Origin of the sequence: uncultured Pseudoalteromonas sp., assembly GCF_963922945.1 — a bacterium.
Lineage (GTDB): Bacteria > Pseudomonadota > Gammaproteobacteria > Enterobacterales > Alteromonadaceae > Pseudoalteromonas.
The window spans coordinates 1-20,391 of the sequence record NZ_CAWUKC010000071.1 but is presented as its reverse complement, the minus strand read 5'-3'; the positions used below and the strand labels follow the sequence as shown (position 1 = coordinate 20,391).

General features: G+C 40.0%; 23 protein-coding genes and 1 pseudogene. 7 read left to right on the top strand and 17 right to left on the bottom strand.

Annotation, left to right across the window (positions count from 1 at the left end):
• Nucleotides 1–223, bottom strand: a pseudogene (locus AABI99_RS13925) (PQQ-dependent sugar dehydrogenase); the annotation flags it as partial.
• Here AABI99_RS13925 and AABI99_RS13920 point away from each other — a divergent pair.
• Nucleotides 208–654: a hypothetical protein gene (locus tag AABI99_RS13920; protein WP_338366493.1), complete on the top strand. Its 447-nt coding sequence runs from the start codon at nucleotides 208–210 to the stop codon at nucleotides 652–654. The pseudogene AABI99_RS13925 and the gene AABI99_RS13920 sit on opposite strands and share 16 nt — an antisense overlap.
• A 76-nt stretch (nucleotides 655–730) precedes the next feature.
• On the opposite strand, the gene AABI99_RS13915 is transcribed toward AABI99_RS13920, so the two are convergent.
• Complete coding sequence (locus AABI99_RS13915; protein WP_338366492.1) at nucleotides 731–1,993, bottom strand: valine--pyruvate transaminase; 1,263 nt, start codon at nucleotides 1,991–1,993, stop codon at nucleotides 731–733.
• Nucleotides 1,994–2,232: 239 nt separating this feature from the next.
• Between AABI99_RS13915 and AABI99_RS13910 the strand changes: the two genes are divergently transcribed.
• Together AABI99_RS13910 and AABI99_RS13905 are read left to right on the top strand one after the other, a co-directional pair.
• On the top strand, nucleotides 2,233–3,375 hold the full coding sequence (locus AABI99_RS13910) for an endonuclease/exonuclease/phosphatase family protein (RefSeq protein ID WP_338366491.1): 1,143 nt from the start codon (nucleotides 2,233–2,235) through the stop codon (nucleotides 3,373–3,375).
• Between the two features lie 143 nt (nucleotides 3,376–3,518).
• The gene (locus AABI99_RS13905) at nucleotides 3,519–3,938 is read left to right on the top strand and encodes an MAPEG family protein (protein ID WP_338366490.1); all 420 of its coding nucleotides are present in this window, start codon (nucleotides 3,519–3,521) and stop codon (nucleotides 3,936–3,938) included.
• A 96-nt stretch (nucleotides 3,939–4,034) separates the two neighbouring features.
• Here AABI99_RS13905 and AABI99_RS13900 read toward each other — a convergent pair whose 3' ends face one another.
• Together AABI99_RS13900 and AABI99_RS13895 are read right to left on the bottom strand one after the other, a co-directional pair.
• The gene (locus tag AABI99_RS13900) at nucleotides 4,035–5,882 is read right to left on the bottom strand and encodes an ABC transporter ATP-binding protein (RefSeq protein ID WP_338366489.1); all 1,848 of its coding nucleotides are present in this window, start codon (nucleotides 5,880–5,882) and stop codon (nucleotides 4,035–4,037) included.
• 91 nt (nucleotides 5,883–5,973) lie between these two features.
• On the bottom strand, nucleotides 5,974–6,813 hold the full coding sequence (locus AABI99_RS13895) for a hypothetical protein (protein ID WP_338366488.1): 840 nt from the start codon (nucleotides 6,811–6,813) through the stop codon (nucleotides 5,974–5,976).
• A 197-nt stretch (nucleotides 6,814–7,010) separates the two neighbouring features.
• On the opposite strand from AABI99_RS13895, the gene AABI99_RS13890 reads away from it, so the two are divergent.
• Complete coding sequence (locus AABI99_RS13890; RefSeq protein WP_338366487.1) at nucleotides 7,011–7,415, top strand: GFA family protein; 405 nt, start codon at nucleotides 7,011–7,013, stop codon at nucleotides 7,413–7,415.
• Between the two features lies 1 nt (nucleotide 7,416).
• On the opposite strand, the gene AABI99_RS13885 is transcribed toward AABI99_RS13890, so the two are convergent.
• On the bottom strand, nucleotides 7,417–8,214 hold the full coding sequence (locus AABI99_RS13885) for a hypothetical protein (RefSeq protein WP_338366486.1): 798 nt from the start codon (nucleotides 8,212–8,214) through the stop codon (nucleotides 7,417–7,419).
• A gap of 224 nt (nucleotides 8,215–8,438) precedes the next feature.
• Between AABI99_RS13885 and AABI99_RS13880 the strand changes: the two genes are divergently transcribed.
• Both AABI99_RS13880 and AABI99_RS13875 read left to right on the top strand, forming a co-directional pair.
• Nucleotides 8,439–9,842 carry a M28 family metallopeptidase gene (locus AABI99_RS13880; RefSeq protein WP_338366485.1) on the top strand — a complete coding sequence of 468 codons (1,404 nt, stop codon included), beginning with the start codon at nucleotides 8,439–8,441 and terminating at the stop codon, nucleotides 9,840–9,842.
• A gap of 141 nt (nucleotides 9,843–9,983) precedes the next feature.
• Entirely contained in the window at nucleotides 9,984–10,430 is a 447-nt protein-coding gene (locus AABI99_RS13875; RefSeq protein ID WP_338366484.1) for a DUF4826 family protein, read from the top strand.
• A 56-nt stretch (nucleotides 10,431–10,486) separates the two neighbouring features.
• Here the strand turns inward: AABI99_RS13875 and AABI99_RS13870 are convergent, their stop codons facing one another.
• From AABI99_RS13870 to mnmA, 5 genes are all read right to left on the bottom strand, one after another.
• A complete protein-coding gene (locus AABI99_RS13870; protein WP_338366483.1) occupies nucleotides 10,487–10,945 on the bottom strand; it encodes a GNAT family N-acetyltransferase in 459 nt (152 codons plus the stop codon).
• A gap of 9 nt (nucleotides 10,946–10,954) precedes the next feature.
• The gene (locus tag AABI99_RS13865) at nucleotides 10,955–12,100 is read right to left on the bottom strand and encodes a cupin domain-containing protein (protein WP_338366482.1); all 1,146 of its coding nucleotides are present in this window, start codon (nucleotides 12,098–12,100) and stop codon (nucleotides 10,955–10,957) included.
• A gap of 72 nt (nucleotides 12,101–12,172) precedes the next feature.
• On the bottom strand, nucleotides 12,173–13,543 hold the full coding sequence (gene purB / locus AABI99_RS13860) for an adenylosuccinate lyase (protein WP_338366481.1): 1,371 nt from the start codon (nucleotides 13,541–13,543) through the stop codon (nucleotides 12,173–12,175).
• A gap of 32 nt (nucleotides 13,544–13,575) precedes the next feature.
• Complete coding sequence (gene hflD / locus AABI99_RS13855) at nucleotides 13,576–14,178, bottom strand: high frequency lysogenization protein HflD (protein WP_338366480.1); 603 nt, start codon at nucleotides 14,176–14,178, stop codon at nucleotides 13,576–13,578.
• Nucleotides 14,178–15,278 (bottom strand): tRNA 2-thiouridine(34) synthase MnmA, encoded by a 1,101-nt coding sequence (mnmA, locus tag AABI99_RS13850; RefSeq protein ID WP_338366479.1) that lies wholly within the window; start codon nucleotides 15,276–15,278, stop codon nucleotides 14,178–14,180. The genes hflD and mnmA overlap by 1 nt, the downstream gene beginning before the upstream one ends.
• Nucleotides 15,279–15,616: 338 nt before the next feature.
• Here mnmA and AABI99_RS13845 point away from each other — a divergent pair, with 338 nt between their 5' ends.
• A complete protein-coding gene (locus AABI99_RS13845) occupies nucleotides 15,617–16,885 on the top strand; it encodes a sensor domain-containing diguanylate cyclase (RefSeq protein WP_338366478.1) in 1,269 nt (422 codons plus the stop codon).
• Between the two features lie 55 nt (nucleotides 16,886–16,940).
• On the opposite strand, the gene AABI99_RS13840 is transcribed toward AABI99_RS13845, so the two are convergent.
• The 7 genes from AABI99_RS13840 to AABI99_RS13810 are packed head-to-tail and all read right to left on the bottom strand — an operon-like array spanning nucleotide 16,941 to nucleotide 20,086.
• Complete coding sequence (locus AABI99_RS13840; RefSeq protein ID WP_338366477.1) at nucleotides 16,941–17,384, bottom strand: NUDIX domain-containing protein; 444 nt, start codon at nucleotides 17,382–17,384, stop codon at nucleotides 16,941–16,943.
• Nucleotides 17,377–18,063, bottom strand: a complete 687-nt coding sequence (locus AABI99_RS13835; RefSeq protein ID WP_338366476.1) for a pseudouridine synthase — start codon at nucleotides 18,061–18,063, stop codon at nucleotides 17,377–17,379. Before AABI99_RS13835 ends, AABI99_RS13840 begins: the two co-directional genes overlap by 8 nt.
• The gene (locus AABI99_RS13830; protein ID WP_338366475.1) at nucleotides 18,063–18,392 is read right to left on the bottom strand and encodes a TusE/DsrC/DsvC family sulfur relay protein; all 330 of its coding nucleotides are present in this window, start codon (nucleotides 18,390–18,392) and stop codon (nucleotides 18,063–18,065) included. The genes AABI99_RS13835 and AABI99_RS13830 overlap by 1 nt, the downstream gene beginning before the upstream one ends.
• A 3-nt stretch (nucleotides 18,393–18,395) precedes the next feature.
• A complete protein-coding gene (locus tag AABI99_RS13825; protein WP_338366474.1) occupies nucleotides 18,396–18,662 on the bottom strand; it encodes a DsrH/TusB family sulfur metabolism protein in 267 nt (88 codons plus the stop codon).
• The gene (gene tusC / locus AABI99_RS13820; RefSeq protein WP_338366473.1) at nucleotides 18,659–19,015 is read right to left on the bottom strand and encodes a sulfurtransferase complex subunit TusC; all 357 of its coding nucleotides are present in this window, start codon (nucleotides 19,013–19,015) and stop codon (nucleotides 18,659–18,661) included. Before tusC ends, AABI99_RS13825 begins: the two co-directional genes overlap by 4 nt.
• On the bottom strand, nucleotides 19,012–19,365 hold the full coding sequence (gene tusD, locus AABI99_RS13815; protein WP_338366472.1) for a sulfurtransferase complex subunit TusD: 354 nt from the start codon (nucleotides 19,363–19,365) through the stop codon (nucleotides 19,012–19,014). The genes tusC and tusD overlap by 4 nt, the downstream gene beginning before the upstream one ends.
• A gap of 55 nt (nucleotides 19,366–19,420) precedes the next feature.
• Complete coding sequence (locus tag AABI99_RS13810) at nucleotides 19,421–20,086, bottom strand: Bax inhibitor-1/YccA family protein (RefSeq protein ID WP_338366471.1); 666 nt, start codon at nucleotides 20,084–20,086, stop codon at nucleotides 19,421–19,423.
• Between the last annotated feature and the right edge of the window lie 305 nt (nucleotides 20,087–20,391).

Here is a 20,391-nt window from a genome sequence, read left to right as displayed (position 1 = left end):
CGTTTGGAAGTTTAACCATGCTCCACGGCGAGTTTAAATGTGCTGCGAGTGTGTGAGTACTGTATTGCTTTTTAGGTAATTCAGCTGCACTAGCCGTGCATGCAAAAAGCCCTACACATAAACATAGTGCGAATTGAGAGAGTCGTTGTTTACATTGCAAGCCTTTGCTACTGTAAGAAAAAAGCTTTATTTTAAGTTGAGATAACCATGCCATTTTTAACACGTGTACTCCCTATATTTTTAGTTTCTTGGTTACTTACCTTTACCCTTGCTAGCTTGTTTCATAGCCAATACGTTGTCAATCAATTAGTTAATGTAGGTATCGTAGTCAGCTTAAGCGATCGTATCAATTTAACGCTAGATGATTGGTTAGGTTTATTACCTACCTATGGCGCTATTATTGCCATAGCGCTTGCCATTGCGTTTTTAGTGACTGCAAAGCTTACTAAAAAAGTTAAACAATACAGTATGGTGTTATTTGTGGCAGCGGGTATTACTGCTTTTGCTGTGGTTTTAGTGGCGATTGAATCGATTATGAATATTCATATTATAGCGGGCGCACGTGGATGGGGCTTTTATTTGCAGTTACTAGCAGGTGCGTTTGGTGGCTTGCTGTTTGCCCTGTTAACTAAGGCGTTAGCCCCTAAACAGTAGGTTAAATAAAAAACTCAGTGACTAACGCTAAGCATTAACCACCTCGAAAAATACGATGTAAACGTTAATTTAAGCGCTACATAATAAGCGCTTTAATTGCCTCTAAACCTTTTCTAAGAGTGGCTTCATCGTTGGCGTAGTTAATACGTACGCACTGATGTTTGTGCTCCCAGCACTCTTCAATGCCAATAAAAAAGTTATGCCCAGGAATTATATATACGTTTTGCTCTTTGAGTTTTTGATAAAGCATTTCGCTGGTTATTTTAGAGTCTTTAAACCATAGCCACATAAAAAACGCGCCTTCGAGTTTATGTAAATAGACAGGTAAGTCTGCAAAAATTTCATCAAACAGACTAATCGCTATTTGTGCTTTGTTTTTATAAAAAGGCAACACGGTATTTTTACATAAAGGCAGTAATTCGCCTTCGTTAATTAAGCGGGTTACTAAGCTTGGACCAATAGCATTAGGCGATAACACCATAGAGCCATTAACGCGGCCAATGGCTTTAATTATCTCGTTATTAGCCACCACAATACCGGTGCGCAGGCCCGGTAAGCCCAGTTTTGAAAGCGACATACATAATATAATGTTTGAGTTCCAAGTAAGGTTTGCATCGGTATAAATACAACCCGGGAAAGGGTCGCCGTAGGCGTTATCAATAATTAGGGGAATATTGTACTTGTGTGCTAGGGCGTCAAGGTGGCGTACTTCCTCATCGGTAATCACATTACCAGTTGGGTTGGTAGGGCGCGATACGCACAGCGCGCTAATACTACTATCTTCAGCAAGTACGTTTTCAACCGCGTCAAAATCAATCACGTATTTAAATTGCTTAGAGCCACTGGGTGTATTTAAAATTTCGATGTCGGGCTTGATTGCCACAAACATATCATCAGATAAACCTTGGTCGGCGTAACCTACGTATTCAGGCGCAAGTGGAAACAAAATACGCTTATTAGTGCCATCACTCATTTTGCCCGCAAGCATATTAAACAATACAAAAAAATTAGCTTGGCTGCCGTTACCCAGTGCTATGTTTTGCGTTGTTAAACCCCAGCCAAACTCGCTATTTAGCTGTTTAGCAAGGGCAGCTCTAAACTCGTCATTGCCGGTTGGTCCATCGTACAAACCAAATACTTGCGATACTTTATTACTGGCTACTAGCTTTTGTAATTCATCTAAAAATACGGCATTAACCTGTGGTACGTGTGCGGGGTTACCGCCACCTAGCATAATAATATTTGGATTATTGCTTGCGTTAGCGCTGCCTAAATCTTCCATAAGCTGCGTTATTCCGTTGGGTTGTGTAAATTTAGTTCCAAAGTTTGAGTAGTTCATAATACCTACGTGTGCGCTAATAACGAGGAGGGCAGTATAGCGTAAATTACGGCTTTAAATTGCATGTTGAGAATAATTCACGGCTTAGAACTTTAAACCCTTTAGGGTATAATTAACGCACTTTAATACGCTAGGCTATTGTTATCAGTAATTTTGAATCTACTCTACATCACACTGCGCTTGAGGCTGAATCTGCCGACGATTTAAACGAGCCTGTAGTAAAAAACACGCAATTTAAAATGGCTACGTTTAATTTATTTAACTACCTTGAGCCGCCTAATGCGTATTACGATTTTGAAAAAATTTATACCGCAGAGCAATGGGGGCGCAAACAGCGTTGGATTGTCGATTATTTAAATGAGTACGCGCCTGATGTAGTCGGTTTTCAAGAAGTATTTAGTATTGAATCGCTAAAGGCGTTAATGGCGCTGCAAGGTTACGCACACTTTGCTGTGGTTGATACGCCAGAGGTGGTTGACGACTTTATTTTTAAACGCCCGGTAGTTGCTATAGCGTCTAAATTTGAGATTGTTGAGGTTGCTGCGGTTAAGCACAGTAATGCCCTTGCCAGTGAGCTTGGCCTTTGCAGTGACTTTACGTTTAGCCGTAAAGTATTAAGAGCCACTATTTCATTGCCCCATGTAGGTAATACTGATTGCTACGTTGTTCACTTTAAATCTAAACGCCCATTATTAGAGCCTGACGAAAACACGAAATCATTGGCAACCACTGATAATGAACTTTCGCCCGAAAAAAGCATAATTGAAGCGTTTAAAGCAAATGTGGCCGGTTCATGGGGCTCAACCATTCAGCGCGGCAGTGAAGCTACATTACTGATGATAGAAATGATAGCGCGGCGTGAAGACACCCAGTACCCCATGGTGTTAATGGGCGATTTTAATAACGACCTAGCCGATGGCGTGTTAAGCCATTTATTAACGAAAACATTGCGATTTGCTCCAGCGTTTGATGTTAAAGCCTACCTTGCTAAATATTGTTTAAACGACGCATGGCAGCTATTTAAAACACTAAAAATGAGTGAACTTACAGCTGGTAATTCTCAGCAAAATGCTGACAGCCATAAAGATGAACCACAAAACATAGCCCCAGTTGCCTCTTCACTAATACCAAGCGACAGTGTGTCGCAAATAAATGCCGCACCATTATTAACGCGTAAACCTACGCATTATTTTGGCGCTAGTAGCTCTGTACTGGATTATATTTTACTCTCCTGTGAATTTGATCCAAGTTACGACGACAGCTTTTATGAAGTGAGTGATTATCACACTTACGACAGGCATTTAATTAACCCAGAATATGAACGCGACGATTTAACAACCGATCATGCAGTAGTATCAATTACGCTAACGCTGAGGAGTTAATACGTGGGTAACATTTATCAATAGCTTTGAAGTATTTACATTATCACTTACCTTATAAAATTTAAGTTATTAATATTATTAAACTTATTTTAGGCTTAAAACTTGCTGCAGTTGTTTGGTTAATCAATTTAAAGGACATGAAAATGACTGAAGTTGCGCTTTCTGCCTATATGGCGTTTTACGTTTACTTAATAATGTTAGTGTTACAGTGGTCGGTCGCGACCTTTAGCAAAGCCAAACAGCCTAATGCTGTACCAGGTAAAATAAGCGATGATTTATCGCACGAGAGTTTTATATTCAGGGCTCATCGTACTTTTCATAACACACTAGAAAACAGTGCTTTATTTATTGGGACTGTGTTGTTTGCCTTTGTTATAAATTATCAAAGCCCTATATTTGCCATGTGTGTTTGGGTGTATGTAATAGCGCGATTAATACATATGGTGTTGTATTACGTTATAGCTACCGAGAAAAACCCAAGCCCACGCACTTACTTTTTTTTGATCAGTTTTATTGCCAATATTGTCATGCTAATTTTAATTGGCTTGAGATTAATGGCATAGCAGAGAAGCTTTGAACATTTTGCTATTTTAAATAAAAAACGAAGCGATAAATATCGCTTCGTTTTCTATATGTGGATTTAAGGCACTTAATAAGGCTTAATCTACTCCAATAAACCCACCGGTTTGATGTGCCCAAAGGCCTGCATAAATTCCATTTTTTGCAATGAGTTCTTCATGGCTGCCTTGCTCTAAAACGCGTCCTTCGTCAAGTACAATAAGCCTGTCCATTTGCGCAATGGTCGATAACCTGTGGGCTATAGCAATCACGGTTTTACCTGTCATTAAATCATCTAAGCTTGCTTGTATTGCGGCTTCTACTTCTGAGTCGAGCGCGCTGGTGGCTTCATCGAGTATTAAAATAGGGGCGTTTTTAAGTAATACCCGCGCTATAGCAATACGTTGGCGTTGCCCACCAGAAAGTGTAACGCCACGCTCGCCAACTTGTGCATCAAACCCTTTATTGCCTTTGCTGTCTTCTAAATCGCTAATAAAATCGAGCGCTTTAGCTTGCTTGGCAGCGCTAAGCATTTCATCTTCTGAGGCATCGGGTCGGCCGTATAAAATGTTATCTTTTACAGAGCGATGCAGCAGGGAAGTATCTTGGGTCACCATGGCTATATAACGGCGAAGGCTTTCTTGGCTTACATCGGTAATGTTTTGGCCATCAATTTTAATGGAGCCAGATTCAGTATCGTAAAAACGCAGTAATAAATTCACTAACGTTGATTTACCTGCGCCAGAGCGGCCCACTAAGCCAATTTTTTCACCAGGTTTTATGTGTAGGTTAAGGCCGTTCATTACAGGACCACGATTGGTTTCGTTAGCGGCTTTACCATAGTTAAAATGCACGTTTGTAAATTCAATATTGCCCTTAGTAACTTCAAGTGTGCTCGCATTGGGTTTGTCAGCTACTTTAATTGGCGTCGATAAGGTTTTCATGCCATCGGTGGCGGTGCCAATGTTTTCAAACAAACTGCTAATTTCCCACATGATCCACTGGGCCATACCGTTTAACCTAAGCGATAAACTAACGGCGACTGCAATCGCGCCCGCACTAATTGCACTTAACGACCATAAATAAAGAGAGAGTGCGGCCACGCTAAATACTAATAAGTAATTAAGGCTATTAATAGTAAAGTTAAGACTAGTAACTAAGCGCATTTGCTTATAAACAGGCTGTAAAAAAACATCCATGCTTTGCTTTGCGTATTGCTCTTCACGCTGAGTGTACGAAAAAAGCTTAATGGTCGATATATTTGTATAGCTGTCGACTATACGGCCGGTCATTTCTGAACGTGCATCGGCCTGCGAGCTGGCAATTTTTTTAAGTTTTGGTACAAAGTACATTTGAATGGCGGCATAAGCAATTACCCACACTAAAAGCGGTAACATTAAGCGCCAGTCTGCTTCAGCAACTAAAAACACCATAGCGCCAAAATAAACCACAATATACATTAATACATCGAGCAGCTTCATTACGGCTTCGCGCACGGCCAGAGATGTTTGCATTACTTTTGTGGCAATACGGCCTGCAAACTCGTTTTGATAAAAGCTCACGCTTTGGCGTAGTAAATACCTGTGGGCCGACCAGCGAATCGACATAGGGTAATTGCCCAATAATGCTTGGTGCAAAATAGCTGAGTGAAAAAACACTACAATAGGCAATACGACTAAAAGCATTACCGCCATTTTTATAAGCTCAGTTTTTTGTTCTTCAAACAGAGTTTGTGGAGTGTAGGTGCCTAACCAATCTACCAATTGGCCCATATAGCTAAACAACGACACTTCTAAAATGGCAAGCAGGGCAGCACTAACAGACATTAAAACTAACGACAATTCCATGCCTTTAGTGTAATGACGACAAAACGCAAATAAGGTAGAGGGCGGCTGCGTTGGCTTTTGCTCAGGAAATGCGTTGGTCATTTTTTCGAATAATCGATACATTTTATAAACTTAAATGACAAATAATAGGACCTGATCATACCATTTAAGTAACGCGCTGTAGATCTTTAGCGACCAATTTACACTGCGACTTTTATCGAACAGGGTTTGTGAGGTCTACGCCTTTTATCATGTAAATGTCGTCATAACGTAAACCGCCATTTCCGTAAGGTTTTTTATGAGGGCCCGTATTACAGTTAGCTAAAAAGTAGCTAAGTGGACGTTCGCGTTTCATTCTAAAGGTGGCATTTTTATACACTAAGGTTTGGTTTTTAAATTCGCCGCCTTGCACGTATACATTGTATTGCTGACCTTGCATTTTTACCGATGCATTATTAACAACGTACCAAATGTTGTACCAAGTATTTGTATCAAGTGGTTTAGCCGGTTGCGCTTGTGCATAGTTTTGAATATCACTATAGCCTTTGTCAGTTTTTACCATTAGCGCACCAGAGTTAACTAAACCGTTTGATTCGGTTTTATCTGTAACCCGAAGAGTGGCTTCGAAGGCATCGTAGCCATGAACGTTTATTTGCTCTGGCTCTAAATTACTTAATCCAAAAGCATGGTTATTTGGAAAAGAGGCGACGTTAATACGTGTAAAAAAAGTGTAGGTTTCGCCAACTGGCACTGTTTTTGGAAGCTTTTTATAGCTAAGGGCTTTACGGTTTCCAACGATACCCTTTTCGGCGGGCTTTTTAATTAAAAAATGGTTAATCCCTTTGGTTGTGTCCTCAACCTCTATTTTAGTCACTTGTGGGTTAGCGACATAAGGTTGAGTTTGATTGTCTGTGTCGGCCTTTGTCCAGCCTCTTAGTGGTTGTTCAAAGTTATCTACTAGTAGCCACTTTGCAGAGGGTGCGTTTTGATTGTTTTGACTACAGGCTAATAATCCTGAGCAGGCCACTAATAGTAAGCTGTATTTGACGCGCATAATCCCTCTTTTACTAATGAAAGCATCTAAATTGGTATACCAATAAATAAATTTTTATTTTTAAACCTTGAAATCCATGTAACCAATTTATTGCAAATTAGTCAACCAATATTGTGTTGTATCTATTGTGCTGACGTTTATATTTTAAACGGGTAAAATAGCTAATAACACACAGATTAAAATAATAAAGGGATTATATGTATACAGGAACGTGCCTATGTAAAGCGGTAAGCATTGAAATTAAAGGGCCTATTTCTCAAATCATTCATTGCCATTGCTCACTATGCAGAAAAAACAGCGGGACTGCTTTTGCCACAAATGGTTTTGTAAATACTCGCGATTTTACACTTACCAAAGGTAAAGATAATTTAACTGAATTTAATTTTAAACCTGGGCGTGCGCGCTTTTTTTGTAAAACATGTGGATCACCCATTTACAGTGCGAACGCTGAGGATGAATCACGCTTGCGTATACGTCTAGGGTTGATAGACAGTGATATTACTGAACAGGTCATTTCGCATAATTTTGTTACCTCTAAAGCCAATTGGGAGCAATTAGAAACCCGTTTACCATGCTATGAAAAACACGAACCAGGGCGATAAATTACTCTATGTGATAAATGCTGTTTATGTCGGTGTGAAGGGTGGGTGCCCACGTTTTAAATAATGGCGAATGAACTATTTCTTCTTTATTGATGTGCATTAAGCTTTGCTGAGAAAGTATCACGACAATATTTTTGTACTCGTTAAACTCTATGAGGGCGATGCAGCTAAAGTGTTGCCTAAACAGGACGAGTAAAGCTTGGAGCTCTTTTCCTGTTTTAGGGTTTAAATTTATAATAACTTGTGCATTTTGCTCACTGCAGCGGCATATGTTTTGCCAAAATACACTATCTGATAAAAAGTCTTGGTGTACATCGCCACTAAAAATATCAATTGTGATGACATTATATGTGCGTGTGCAGTTAGCAATAAATTCCTCTGCGTTTTGCAAGTGCACCGTATGATTAGCGGGCAAGTTAAAATATTGCTCAGCAACGCTTATCATCGTGGGGTTTATTTCTACACTTTCAAATACGGCTAAATTATTTATATGATCCGTTTTAGTGTGTAGATAATGAATGGCTCGCTCTATGCCTGCAGTCCCTAAACCTAAATTTAAAATCCGCAGTGGCTCGGCTGTTTTTAATAAAAACAGTAACATACATTGGTTAACTGCAATCATTAATTGCTCATTTTCACACAGGCTCATCACCCCTTGAATGGTAATATCGCTATGCGCATTCTGGGCGAGGGTTAACCAGCGATAGGTCGTATTTTGATAAACACATATAGGTCCATATTGGTTGTTACTAGAGGCTATTAAATTGGCAGCGAGGGTGTCGGCTTTTAGCTGGCGCATAAATTATAAATTCAAATAATACACATAATTAGTTTGCCACGAAAACACGTTAAGTAAATAGCGTATTTATGTAACAAGGTTTGTAATACACTCACTTGCTTAAAAGAAGGGGTTGAATGTTATTAAGTTTTACAGTTGAGCTTACTTGTATAAAGCTTTAACTCAAAATAGTTGCACTAACTAGGTTGTTGAGTAATGGTAAGGTAAAAAATAAGGAGCTTATAATGCGCAAAACCCCTTTTTCTATTACAACTAAACTTATTAAATTGAGTGCGTTAGCCTTTGCTTGTACTGCAGGGTTAACTGCACACGCTCATGCCAGCATAAAATATGAAGAACAACAAAAGCTACATGATATTGCAGCCGAAGTATCAGCTGAGCGCATTGGTAGCGATATACAAACGCTGGTGGATTTTGGTACTCGCCATACCCTCTCAGAAACTAAGTCAGATACACGAGGGATAGGGGCTGCACGGCGTTGGATTAAAAAAGAGTTTGAAAAAATATCAGCGCAATGTGGTGGCTGCCTAGAAGTTATTGAAGTTAAAGACACTATATCTGGTGAAAAACGCATCCCCGACCCCGTGGAAGTGGTCAATATTGTCGCTATTCAGCGTGGGAGTACAGAGCCAAACCGAATGGTAATTATGTCGGGCGATATTGATTCACGGGTGAGCGATGTTATGGACTTTACCAGTGATTCACCGGGTGCTAATGATAACGCATCGGGTGTGGCTGGCGTTATTGAAGCTGCACGCGTACTAAGCAAGCATAAATTTAATGGCTCAATAGTGTATGCAGCGCTTTCGGGCGAAGAACAAGGCTTGTTTGGTGGTAAAATACTTACAGCGTATGCGCAAAAGCATGATTGGCAGGTACATGGCGTTTTAAATAACGATATGATTGGCAACATTACCGGTATTAATGGCGTTACCGACAATACAACCGCACGTATTTTCTCAGAAGGCACACGTGTAGTAGAAACTAAAGAGCAGGCGCGTACAAGGCGATTTACCGGCGGTGAGGTGGACTCAGCGAGCCGTAACTTAGCCCGCTATATAGATACTATTGCTGATAGGTACATCCCAAATTTAGATACAATGTTAGTTTACAGGTTAGATAGATTTGGCCGGGGCGGGCATCATCGACCGTTTAATGATGCAGGCTTTGCTGCAGTTAGAATTATGGAAACTAACGAGCATTACGACCGACAACACCAAGATTTACGCACTGAAAATGGCGTGGTTTATGGTGATACCATAGATGGTGTTGATTTTGACTACACAGCAAAACTTACCTCTTTGAACGCTGTAACTATGGCATCAATGGCCTGGGCGCCGGCGCCTCCTAAACAGGTAAAAATTGAAGGGGCTGTTAAGGCTGACACCACGCTTTCGTGGCAAAAATCAGCTGATGATAATATAGCGGGTTACCGAATTTATTGGCGCTATACCAATGAACCACAATGGCAATTTAGCCAAGATGTTGGCAGGGTTACAATGGCGACACTCAAAAATGTGGTTATTGATAATTACTATTTTGGTGTTGCAGCGATAAGTAAAGACGGGATTGAATCGCCGGTGGTGTTTCCAGGCGATGTAGGCTCATTTGATCATAATATAAAATAGGGCTTTATTTGCAGTATTTTAGTCACAATTGTGTTTAAAAATACAGCGAACAGTACTTTAAAGGTGTAAAGCGGCTCTTTAGTGCTTGCACCTTAATTGTTATGCCCTTAGAGTGTAAAAAAAGTAGTAAAGGTTAATAAAATGACTCAACAAGAAAAAAAACCGTTAACAGAACAAGAGCAAGCTCAAGTAGAGCAACAGCGTGTTGCATGGCAACGCGAGTGTTTTCAAAACGCACAAAAGTATTTAGCAGAAAAAGGCATTATGCCCAAAAGCGTGGTGGATAAAGATAGCCGTTTTTTAGCACCGCTGTGTGCTATGTGGAAGTTTAAAGCACAAAACGGTAAAAGTTATTGGGTAGTTACTGGCCGTTTACCAACAGACCATGTTGAAGTAAGTGCAGCAAAAGATGCGCGTGATGCAATGCGTTACTTTTCATTACAATGGCAGTTAAAAGCGGATCAAATAATGAGTGTTGGCGCACGTGATAAAACACAAGTCGATTTTGCAAACTTATTAATAAACCGTGCTCACGGCTTGTACGAAATGCATGAAAACGAACAACTTTGGGTTAATGAGCCAAAATAAAACAATACCATTTAAACAAATACTCAAATGCAAAAAAGGGCTGTTTACAGCCCTTTTTAATGCACTAAAGTAAACGGCTTTGTGACAAATTCAGACACGTTGCACTGCATGCGCTGCCGCGGTATCCCTGCCTCCATAAACACACTGCCTTTTTGTTTAAATCCACTTCTCCTAAAACGCTCAACTTCATTTAATATGCAGTTAATACTAATCGATTTATGGCCGTCGTTTGCAGCAAGTTGAACTATATATGTGAGAAGCGAAGTATATACATGACGATTTCGATGCTCTGGTAGCACGGCAATACGGCCAATTAAACCATCGCTACACAGCCTACCCGTAGCAACAGGTAATTTGCATTCATCAGTCACTAATACGTGGTGAGCAATTTTATCGTGGCTATCAAATTCTATGCGTTTAGGTATATGCAATTCGTAAACAAACACTTTTTCGCGTATTTGTTGAAGTAGGTCTTTTTGTACATCCCAATCAACTTTATTAACTTGATAGCCCATAGCTTACCCCTAGTTAAACCATATACCCTCATTAACTAGTGTAGTAAAAGTTTGAATAAAAACTAGGCTAGGCTTTGCCGCGTTTAAATCATCAGTGTTAAAATAGCTGTTATCGGTTAGTAGCTTAACGGCATTTAAATCTGACAATGGCAGTGGGTAGTTCTCACCATTAATGCTTAATAGTAAGGTGTCTTCGAGCTGTTGATAAATAGCACGTATGCCACCTAAGCGCTCAAATTCTTCTGCATTATTTGCTATTAAATCACTCATTTGCTCGCAGGTTATAGGCTCTTCAAGCGGTGCTAAGTCCATTTCGTGCTTGGCTTGGCTCAATGTATTACCTAACCACTGCTTAAACAGCTCATCGTTATTTAAAAGCGCTTGCATAAGCGTTTTTACTTTATTGGCCTCACTATCTAAAAACTCACCTTTAGATTCTCGTAAGGCTAACGTGTGGTCTGTGTAACGTTTTTGCCCGCTGTCGGTATCGATAATATGATCAGCCAAACTTGAAAATAAATCTTGTTGGTTAGGCGCTCTAAAGCCTACTGAATAATTAAGCGCATTTTCTATCGCATACCCTTCGTGAGGGCACCCTGGTGGTATATATAAAATATCGCCGGGCTCTAAAATACAATCTATTACGGCTTCAAATTGTTCAACCTGCAGTAGCTTTTTATTTTGTGCAAATTGCTTAAGTGTTGGGTCGGGTAGGCCTACACGCCAGTGGCGTTTGCCTTGGCCTTGAATAATAAATACATCGTACTGATCTAAGTGAGGGCCAACGCCACCTTTAGGTGTTGAATAGCTGATCATCAAGTCATCTATTCGCCAGTTTGGGATAAACCTAAATGGCTCTAACAATTGTGCGGCTTCGCTATGCCAGTGATCAACTGCTTGCACTAATAATGTGGCATGTTGCTCAGTCAATTTTTCAAAATCTTCAAATGGGCCTTGAAAAGCCTGCCAATCATCATTGTGGTTGGTCACAATTCGCGACTCTATGCTTTCTTCCATCGCAAGCCCTGCAAGCTCCTCTGGCTCTATAGGGTCTTGAAAGTTTGTAAAACCTTGCCTAATTAAGAGCGGCTTTTTTTGCCAATAGTGGTTTAAAAACTCATTTTCTGAGAGGTCGTTAATTTTTAAATGGTACATAGACTGGCCTTTACTTTTAAACAAAAAAGCGAAAGGGATGAGCCTTTCGCTTTTTATCTAGCACGTTAGTTTTTATACTAAGTTTTCAATAAACTCAACAGCGCGGCCAATGTAATTAGCAGGTGTGAGCTTTTTCATTTCCACTTTTGCTTCTTCTGGTAAGTCTAACCCATCAATAAACTCAGCCATAATTTCTTGATTTACACGTTTACCACGCGTTAAATCTTTTAGCTTTTCGTATGGCTTTTCAATTCCGTATTTACGCATAACTGTTTGAATTGGTTCAGCTAGTAGCTCCCAGTTTTGATCAAGCTCTTCAAGTAAACGCTGCGCGTTTACCTCAAGTTTACTTACGCCTTTAAGCGTTGATTGATACGCAATAAGCGTGTAGCCCATACCCACACCTAAGTTACGTAGTACCGTTGAGTCAGTAAGGTCACGCTGCCAACGAGAAACAGGTAGTTTTTGAGCTAGGTGAGCAAATATAGCATTGGCTATGCCTAGGTTACCTTCAGAGTTTTCAAAGTCGATAGGATTTACTTTATGCGGCATTGTTGAAGAGCCGATTTCGCCAGCAATAGTTTTTTGCTTAAAGTGGTTAAGGGCAATGTAACCCCAAACATCACGATCAAAATCAAGTAAAATAGTGTTAAAGCGAGCAATGGCATCAAATAGCTCAGCAATGTAGTCATGCGGCTCTATTTGTGTAGTGAATGGATTAAATGTTAAACCAAGGCTCGTTACAAAGTTGCTTGCATGGGTATGCCAATCGTAATCTGGGTAAGCACTTAAGTGTGCATTGTAGTTACCTACAGCACCATTAATTTTACCTAGCATTTCTACCTGTGCAATTTGGTCGCGTTGGCGCTTTAAACGCATGTATACGTTAGCAAACTCTTTACCCATTGTTGACGGCGTAGCAGGTTGGCCGTGGGTACGGGTCATCATAGGGACTGCTTTGTACTCAATTGCTTTTTCTTTTATAGCGTTAAGTAATTGGTCGCAGTATGGCAATAATACTTTATCGCGAGCTTCTGTCAGCATTAAACCATGAGAGAGGTTATTGATATCTTCTGAGGTACATGCAAAATGAATAAATTCATTAATTGCGTGCAACTCGCTGTTATCGGCTACTTTTTCTTTTAGTAGGTATTCAACCGCTTTAACATCGTGATTAGTGGTGCGTTCAATGTCTTTAACGCGCTGTGCGTCTGCTTCACTGAAGTTATCAACAATGGCATTTAATAGTGTATTGGCTTGCTCACTAAATGCAGGTACTTCTTTAATATCGCTTGCTGCAGCTAAGGCTTGCAACCAACGCACTTCTACGGTTACGCGGTATTTAATTAAGCCAAATTCGCTGAAAATACTGCGTAATTCAGTGGTTTTGCTGCCGTAGCGACCATCCACTGGAGAGATAGCGGTTAACGCTGAAAGCTCCATAATAACTCCTAAATTTTAGTTTTGAACGATAGTTAAATGTTAGTTTTTGCAATAGCGATAATCTTTCTTTTTGCAAAGAAAAAGTGACGGCGTTTACCGCCCATTTGTCGCCATAATACAGCGCTGCGAATCCCTGCAAGTAAAAGTGCACGAATTTTATTTTGCGTTTGCTGTTGTTTTAACAACTCGGGTTTACCATAAACCTGAATTCGGTGCCCAAGGGGGCTAAGCACCGACGAGTATATGTCTGCTAAACCGGCAACTACGGTGTCATCGGTTATGGCAAAGTGATTTAAGCGACGATGAATGTCGTCGATACGGCGGCCAAGTTCAGCTAAACTTTTTGGCTCGCTATTTAAAATACGTTCAAGCTGCATTAAACCGCCTACGTATTTAACGATTTCCACATCTTTTTGGGCGCCAGCAGTGAGCTGTGCCATTAATGTTTTATAACCGTCGCGTAGGTTATGCTTTCCTTGGTAGACATCAGCAGGTGAGGCCGGTGATGTTTCTACAATACTTGTAAATAGCACGTCTAAGTCTGAATCGTTTGCGCTGCCGTATTGGGCAATTTTTTGTACTTGTTTAGCTACTTGGCACATGGCCGCAAGCGCCATGACTTGGTGTTCATTCATTACTTAATCACCGAATCGATAATCCCGCCGCCTAAACATACATTGTCGGCATAAAATACAGCGGATTGACCAGGGGTGACGGCTTTTTGTGGTTCATCAAACAATACGCGTGCCATACCGTCTTTACCAACTAAAAGGGTACAATTAATATCTTCTTGGCGGTAACGGGTTTTAACGGTGCAACGCGTTGTGCCTTGCGGGCCAACACGGTCTACCCAATGTAATTGATTGGCGTTTAAGCCATTGCTGTAAAGGCGAGGGTGGTCTTTACCTTGCCCTACAACCAGTACATTGCGCTCAATGTCTTTATCTACAACGTACCAGGGTTCACCAGAGCCTTCTTTCATGCCACCAATTAGCAGGCCTTTTCGCTGACCGAGTGTGTGGTACATTAAGCCTTCGTGCTCACCAACGTTGTTGCCCTCTGTGTCTTCAATTACACCTGGCTGAGCTGGTAAAAACTTTTGTAAAAAGTCTTTAAACTTACGCTCACCAATAAAACAAATACCGGTGCTGTCTTTTTTATCGTGCGTGATTAAGTCTTGCTCTTCTGCAATACGGCGTACGTCTGGTTTAGCTATGTCGCCTACAGGGAAAAGAGTTTGGCCTATGTGCTCATGGCTTAAGGTATATAAGAAATAGCTTTGATCTTTGTTATCGTCTAAGCCTCGGCACATAACGTATTTGTCGTCTCGTAATTCACGGCGTACGTAATGGCCTGTTGCAATGTAGTCGGCTCCCAGTGCTTGTGCGGCAAATTCTAGAAAAGCTTTAAATTTAATCTCTTTATTACACATAATATCTGGGTTTGGCGTACGGCCGGCTTTGTACTCTTCTAAAAAGTACTCAAAGACGTTATCCCAGTATTCTGCAGCAAAGTTAACGGTATGAAGCTCAATGCCCAATTTGTCACACACTGCTTGCGCATCTTTTAAGTCTTCAGCGGCTGCACAGTATTCGTCATTGTCATCTTCTTCCCAGTTCTTCATAAACAGGCCTTCTACTTGGTAGCCCTGTTGTTGTAATAAATATGCAGATACAGAAGAATCAACACCGCCGGACATACCGACGATGACTTTAATGTGACTATTTTCGCTCATGAATAATTTCGCTTATACAGATTGCTGTTAACTTGGAAAGACCGCGATTATAACATGTATTTTGTTTTTGCTTAAAGGGAGGAGTGGTGCAAACACACGTTTTAGTTGTTATTTTATTCATATAATACATAGCAAATAAGACTGAAACGCATTTAACCTAAAAAAGGCTAAAAAATTAAAATAATGCATTGTAAAAAGTTATTTCGGTGCCATTATGTGTCGAGGGCAGTAAATTACTGTCTTTATTGCCTAAATTTTGCTGTATAAATACAAAGCAGTTAGGTTCAAAGTAACTTAATTGCAATGTATTGCTTTAATATTTTCAATGGAATGAATATATGAATTATGCCTTCCAGGTAAAAAAACTTACGACCCTCATTAGTTTTTATACGACTAATTCACGCGCATATGTAATGGAGTTTCTAGAAGACCCAACCAGTGAATATAAGCAATCTGCTTACAAACTTTTTCATGAAATATTCAAACACAAGCAGCCCGCGGAACTCCATCAAAACAATCCTGTTGATGATATTTTCAAATCAGTTAGTGATTCTTTAGATTTAAATGACCAAACTGAAATGCACTTAATTGATGTGACGAAGCAATGGTGGAATGAATGGTATTTTGTATTAACAATGGAGTATTCACTATCTTGCGATAAGGTAGATGCTCCATATAGTTTTCTTTCAAAGAAAATGCATCACCCTATGAAGCGCCATGAAATGAGCCACTATGCCCACTTGTTTACTATTTTGCCTATGCCTATCTCTAATGTGTGTGCAAAAACAGGTGATATCATAAGGGTTAATCAGCGTTTTATAGATGTATTTGGCTATACGGTAGATGATTTGCCTAATTTAGAGCATTGGTGGATCAATGCTTATCCAGACCCTCACTATCGAGAGAGTGTGAAAAAAACGTGGCAGTCAGCTTTAGAGGTTGGTAATGATACGGGCCAAGACATCCCTGCGCATGACTACCATGTTACATGCAAAGACGGTAATACAATTACCATGGAAGTGTCTGGTATAAATTTAGGTGATGAATACATAGCAGTATTTAACGATGCGACAAAGCGCTTAGAAGATCAAAATATATTGCGTGATATGGCTTTTTTAGATTCCTTGACGCAAATAGCCAACAGGCGCCGCTTTGATGAGAAATTAAATAAAGAATTTGAAAAAGCGGTTGAGTGTGGTGATGACCTTGCGATTATTTTAATCGATATTGATCATTTTAAACAGTTTAACGACCGTTATGGACATGTTGAGGGCGATGCATGTTTGTATAACGTAGCTCAGGCGATCGCGTGCACTGTTAGCCGTACAGAAGATTTTGTAGCACGTTATGGTGGGGAAGAGTTTGTTGTACTGTTGCCTCAGACAGATAAGCAAGGAGCTTTATTTATTGCTGAGCATATACAAAAAGCAATAGAAGAATTACGTATTCCCCATGAAGATAGTTTTACCGGCTACTTAACTCTGAGCATGGGTATTAACGCAGTTGGTAAAGAGGATAACTGCGATCAAAAAGAATTTATTAAAGCTGCCGACAGCGCACTTTATTATTCTAAAAGGCAAGGGCGAAACTGTTTAGCGCTAAGCTAATTATGCTTTAAAATTAATGAGCATAGATATAATCACGGCCATTAAGCAAAGCGAGTTACCTGTCGTCGTAAATGAAACTAACGTCTTGAAGAGGGCGGCTTAGACTGTCTTCAATGCATTTTAAAACTAAATGACTTCTTAGAGGCAGCGTTTTTATATCTTCTAAAGTGTGCCAGTCAGCGCTAATTATATCTGTATCTTTTGGGCTGGGCTCAGTCGTGATTTGAGTGCCATCAAACATAAAACAAAAGCGCAAATAATGTACCCCATTTGCCGCATGTAAGTTATAAATACCGACTAAACCAATTGGGGTTAAGGTTAAACCTGTCTCTTCAAAAAGCTCTCTGCTGGCTGCCTTAGCCAGTGTTTCGTTTAGTTCTAAATGGCCAGCAGGCTGATTATAGCAAATCTTGGATGTAAACTTATCTCGCTCTTTTACCAGTAAAAAACGCTCTCCTTTTTTTACTATAGCAGCCACTGTTACATGGGGTTTATGCATTTATACCACCTTTAATAACACGGTATTGAGCGCTCTCAATATCATCGAGCGTATAATTACCAATACTGTAGCGAATAAGCCTTAATGTGGGATGCCCAACATGAGCCGTCATGCGGCGAACTTGCCTATTGCGCCCCTCATTAATCGTAATACTTAGCCACGTAGTAGGAATCGACTTTCGCTCTCTGACGGGAGGGACGCGCGGCCAAAGTTTAGGCTCATCAATAATTTTTACGTTTGCAGGTAAGGTAATCCCATCTTTTAGTTCAATACCCTTACATAGGGCATTTATAGCCTCTGCACTTGGCTCGCCTTCAACTTGAACCCAATAAGTTTTATTGGTTTTTTTACTCGGTGCGGTAAGTGTGTTTTGAAGCTTGCCGCAGTTTGTTAAAAGTAATAACCCTTCACTGTCGCGATCTAGTCTGCCTGCAGCGTATACGTCCTTAATGGGAATAAATTCAGCTAAGGTTCTTCTGTTGGCATCATCAGTAAATTGGCACAGCACATCGTATGGTTTGTTAAAAAGCACAATCTTTTTATCTTTAGACGCTATGGCGGGTTTAACTTCTCGCGAAGTAGTGCTTTTTTTAGTTAGCGCACTGCGTGAATAAGTTCTACCCGTAGTGCGTTTAGTGGTACTTTTACTTGCGCGATTATGTATTGGTTTACTAGCCATTAAATACACCTAGCGGGTTTAGGGAGCCCGGCAATTTTAGTGGCTTGCTTTGCAGGCCCTTTAGGAAACAGTTTATATAAATAAATACTGTTGCCCTTGTCCTCGCCCAATGCTTTTGCCATGGCTTTAACAAGCATCCTGATAGCAGGGCTAGTGTTATATTCTAAGTAAAAATCACGCACAAAATTAATGACTTCCCAATGCTGTTCGCTAAGCGTAATGTTTTCTTGCGCTGCTATTACGGGCGCTAACTCTTTTGACCACAAAGTATGGTCAAGTAAATAGCCTTGTTTATCAGTGTCAATGAGTTGATTATTGAATTCAAGCATGGGTTACCAAGTAATAGATTGATTAGTAGATAAGGTAAGAGCAACAAACTCACTGTAATTAATAAGTGTGTGCTCTGTGCTTAATTTAATAGCGCGCGCTTGCGCATCTTCTAAAAGCAGTAGTAGCGTGTCGTTTAATTGAAAATACTGCTCAGCAGAGTAACAAGCATCACCTACTAGGAGTACTTTATCGGTACCTTGAATTAAGTTTTCAAGCGCGGTCGAGTCGTAATAAGCCAGTGGCTTTGAAAAAATATGTAATGTGCTCATAAGTTCACCACAAAATCTTGCTGGCAAATCAATTTTTGCTGCTCGGTGTAGTTTAAGCTGGTTGTATCAATAATTAATTGAGATTTACTTAAGTTGTAATCAAGTAACGATTTTTCACATACATAGATGTTTTCTACTTCATAGATTTCGAGTGTTTTTATGTTTTTAAAGAAATCTTTCACACCTAGTTGCTCTGTTGATTGATTATGCTTTAAGGCAAGTACCGCAGGCCCGCTAAATAGCCAGCTAATATTTTGATCAACTGCGGCAAATATCAGTGACATGTCTAGCGCATCGCGCGTATTGAGCTCATCAAAGGGGCTAGACTGGCTCATTACCAAAACGTTTTTCATTTAAACTGTATCCATTTATCTGCATCACTGGCAATCATGGCAAACTCAGCAAGACCAGCAACAGAAAATACACTTGTTTGACTTGTATTTAAACCGCGTTTTTCTGCTGCGGTAATACATAACATCAAATTAATCCCTTTATCTGCAAGTTGTTGCCAGTGCATAGGGATTGCTAGCTCGTCGGAGGCGAGCTCAAAATGCTCAGATGCGTGATATACGCCATTTTGATATAAAAATATTGCATCTACAGTGTGGCCTTGAGCTACACATGCATTCGCAAATTTAATAATACGCTGCGTTGTGTCATGATCTGAAGGAGGAGTATGTAAAGAAAGAACAAATCGCGCCAAAACAATTCCAATAAAAAAGCCCCAATAAAGGGGCTATTTTAGCAGAACTATTTAATTAGTCATCACTTGCGCCAAGTAGGTGCAGTAAAGAAGTAAATAAGTTATATACGTTTAAATATAATGCAACGGTAGCGCGAATATAATTAGTTTCACCGCCGTTAATAATACGGCTTGTATCGAACAAGATTAAACCCGACATAATTAATACTACAGCTGCGTTTAGCACCATAAACATTAATGAGCTGCCAATAAAAATATTAACGATACTGGCAACAATAACCACTATTAAGCCTACCGTTAAAAAGCCACCCATAAACGAAAAGTCTTTTTTAGTATTTAGGGCATAAGCTGATAAACCAAAGAATATTAGTGCAGTCGAACCAAGCGCTTGCATAATAAGCATTGGGCCATTAGGCATAGCCGCATAATGATTAAGGAGAGGGCCTAGGCCTGCGCCCATACAGCCTGTAAAAGCAAATACCCAAAACACGCCTGAAGCTGAGTCTGCTTTTTTGTTAACTACAAATAATAAGCCAAACGAAACCAGTGTGAACACAATCCCCATAAAGTAAGGTAATTGTAATGCCATTGAAATACCCGCCGTAACAGCACTAAATGCTAATGTCATGGCCAGTAAGAAATAGGTGTTTTTAAGTACCTTGTTTGTTTCAATGGTCGACATTACCGGTTTAGCGGTATTGTACGAATGATTAAATGCCATTGTAGAGCTCCTTTAAGTGAAACATGTTTGTTTCGATAATTTAACTGAATTTAGATTACCAACTCTTATATGTTTGGGCAAACCTTTGTAGATCAATAGCGTGTTATTTTTTTAATAAAGTGCATTTATGTATCAATAAATAACTTTTTGCCGCATCTTTAAACAAATCAGTTGTTTTTTAGACACTTAAACACTTTTTTTAAAAAAAAGCTTCACAAAGCCAATGGGTTTCCCTATTATGCAGGCCGTGCGGAGAGATGGCAGAGTGGTCGAATGCACCGGTCTTGAAAACCGGCATAGGTTTG

Bases quoted from the DNA above. Each gene is read 5' to 3' on its own strand.
- AABI99_RS13920 (WP_338366493.1), top strand. From the start codon at position 208: ATGCCATTTTTAACACGTGTACTCCCTATATTTTTAGTTTCTTGGTTA.
- AABI99_RS13915 (WP_338366492.1), bottom strand. From the start codon at position 1,993: ATGAACTACTCAAACTTTGGAACTAAATTTACACAACCCAACGGAATA.
- AABI99_RS13910 (WP_338366491.1), top strand. From the start codon at position 2,233: ATGGCTACGTTTAATTTATTTAACTACCTTGAGCCGCCTAATGCGTAT.
- AABI99_RS13905 (WP_338366490.1), top strand. From the start codon at position 3,519: ATGACTGAAGTTGCGCTTTCTGCCTATATGGCGTTTTACGTTTACTTA.
- AABI99_RS13900 (WP_338366489.1), bottom strand. From the start codon at position 5,882: ATGTATCGATTATTCGAAAAAATGACCAACGCATTTCCTGAGCAAAAG.
- AABI99_RS13895 (WP_338366488.1), bottom strand. From the start codon at position 6,813: ATGCGCGTCAAATACAGCTTACTATTAGTGGCCTGCTCAGGATTATTA.
- AABI99_RS13890 (WP_338366487.1), top strand. From the start codon at position 7,011: ATGTATACAGGAACGTGCCTATGTAAAGCGGTAAGCATTGAAATTAAA.
- AABI99_RS13885 (WP_338366486.1), bottom strand. From the start codon at position 8,214: ATGCGCCAGCTAAAAGCCGACACCCTCGCTGCCAATTTAATAGCCTCT.
- AABI99_RS13880 (WP_338366485.1), top strand. From the start codon at position 8,439: ATGCGCAAAACCCCTTTTTCTATTACAACTAAACTTATTAAATTGAGT.
- AABI99_RS13875 (WP_338366484.1), top strand. From the start codon at position 9,984: ATGACTCAACAAGAAAAAAAACCGTTAACAGAACAAGAGCAAGCTCAA.
- AABI99_RS13870 (WP_338366483.1), bottom strand. From the start codon at position 10,945: ATGGGCTATCAAGTTAATAAAGTTGATTGGGATGTACAAAAAGACCTA.
- AABI99_RS13865 (WP_338366482.1), bottom strand. From the start codon at position 12,100: ATGTACCATTTAAAAATTAACGACCTCTCAGAAAATGAGTTTTTAAAC.
- purB (WP_338366481.1), bottom strand. From the start codon at position 13,543: ATGGAGCTTTCAGCGTTAACCGCTATCTCTCCAGTGGATGGTCGCTAC.
- hflD (WP_338366480.1), bottom strand. From the start codon at position 14,178: ATGAATGAACACCAAGTCATGGCGCTTGCGGCCATGTGCCAAGTAGCT.
- mnmA (WP_338366479.1), bottom strand. From the start codon at position 15,278: ATGAGCGAAAATAGTCACATTAAAGTCATCGTCGGTATGTCCGGCGGT.
- AABI99_RS13845 (WP_338366478.1), top strand. From the start codon at position 15,617: ATGAATTATGCCTTCCAGGTAAAAAAACTTACGACCCTCATTAGTTTT.
- AABI99_RS13840 (WP_338366477.1), bottom strand. From the start codon at position 17,384: ATGCATAAACCCCATGTAACAGTGGCTGCTATAGTAAAAAAAGGAGAG.
- AABI99_RS13835 (WP_338366476.1), bottom strand. From the start codon at position 18,063: ATGGCTAGTAAACCAATACATAATCGCGCAAGTAAAAGTACCACTAAA.
- AABI99_RS13830 (WP_338366475.1), bottom strand. From the start codon at position 18,392: ATGCTTGAATTCAATAATCAACTCATTGACACTGATAAACAAGGCTAT.
- AABI99_RS13825 (WP_338366474.1), bottom strand. From the start codon at position 18,662: ATGAGCACATTACATATTTTTTCAAAGCCACTGGCTTATTACGACTCG.
- tusC (WP_338366473.1), bottom strand. From the start codon at position 19,015: ATGAAAAACGTTTTGGTAATGAGCCAGTCTAGCCCCTTTGATGAGCTC.
- AABI99_RS13810 (WP_338366471.1), bottom strand. From the start codon at position 20,086: ATGGCATTTAATCATTCGTACAATACCGCTAAACCGGTAATGTCGACC.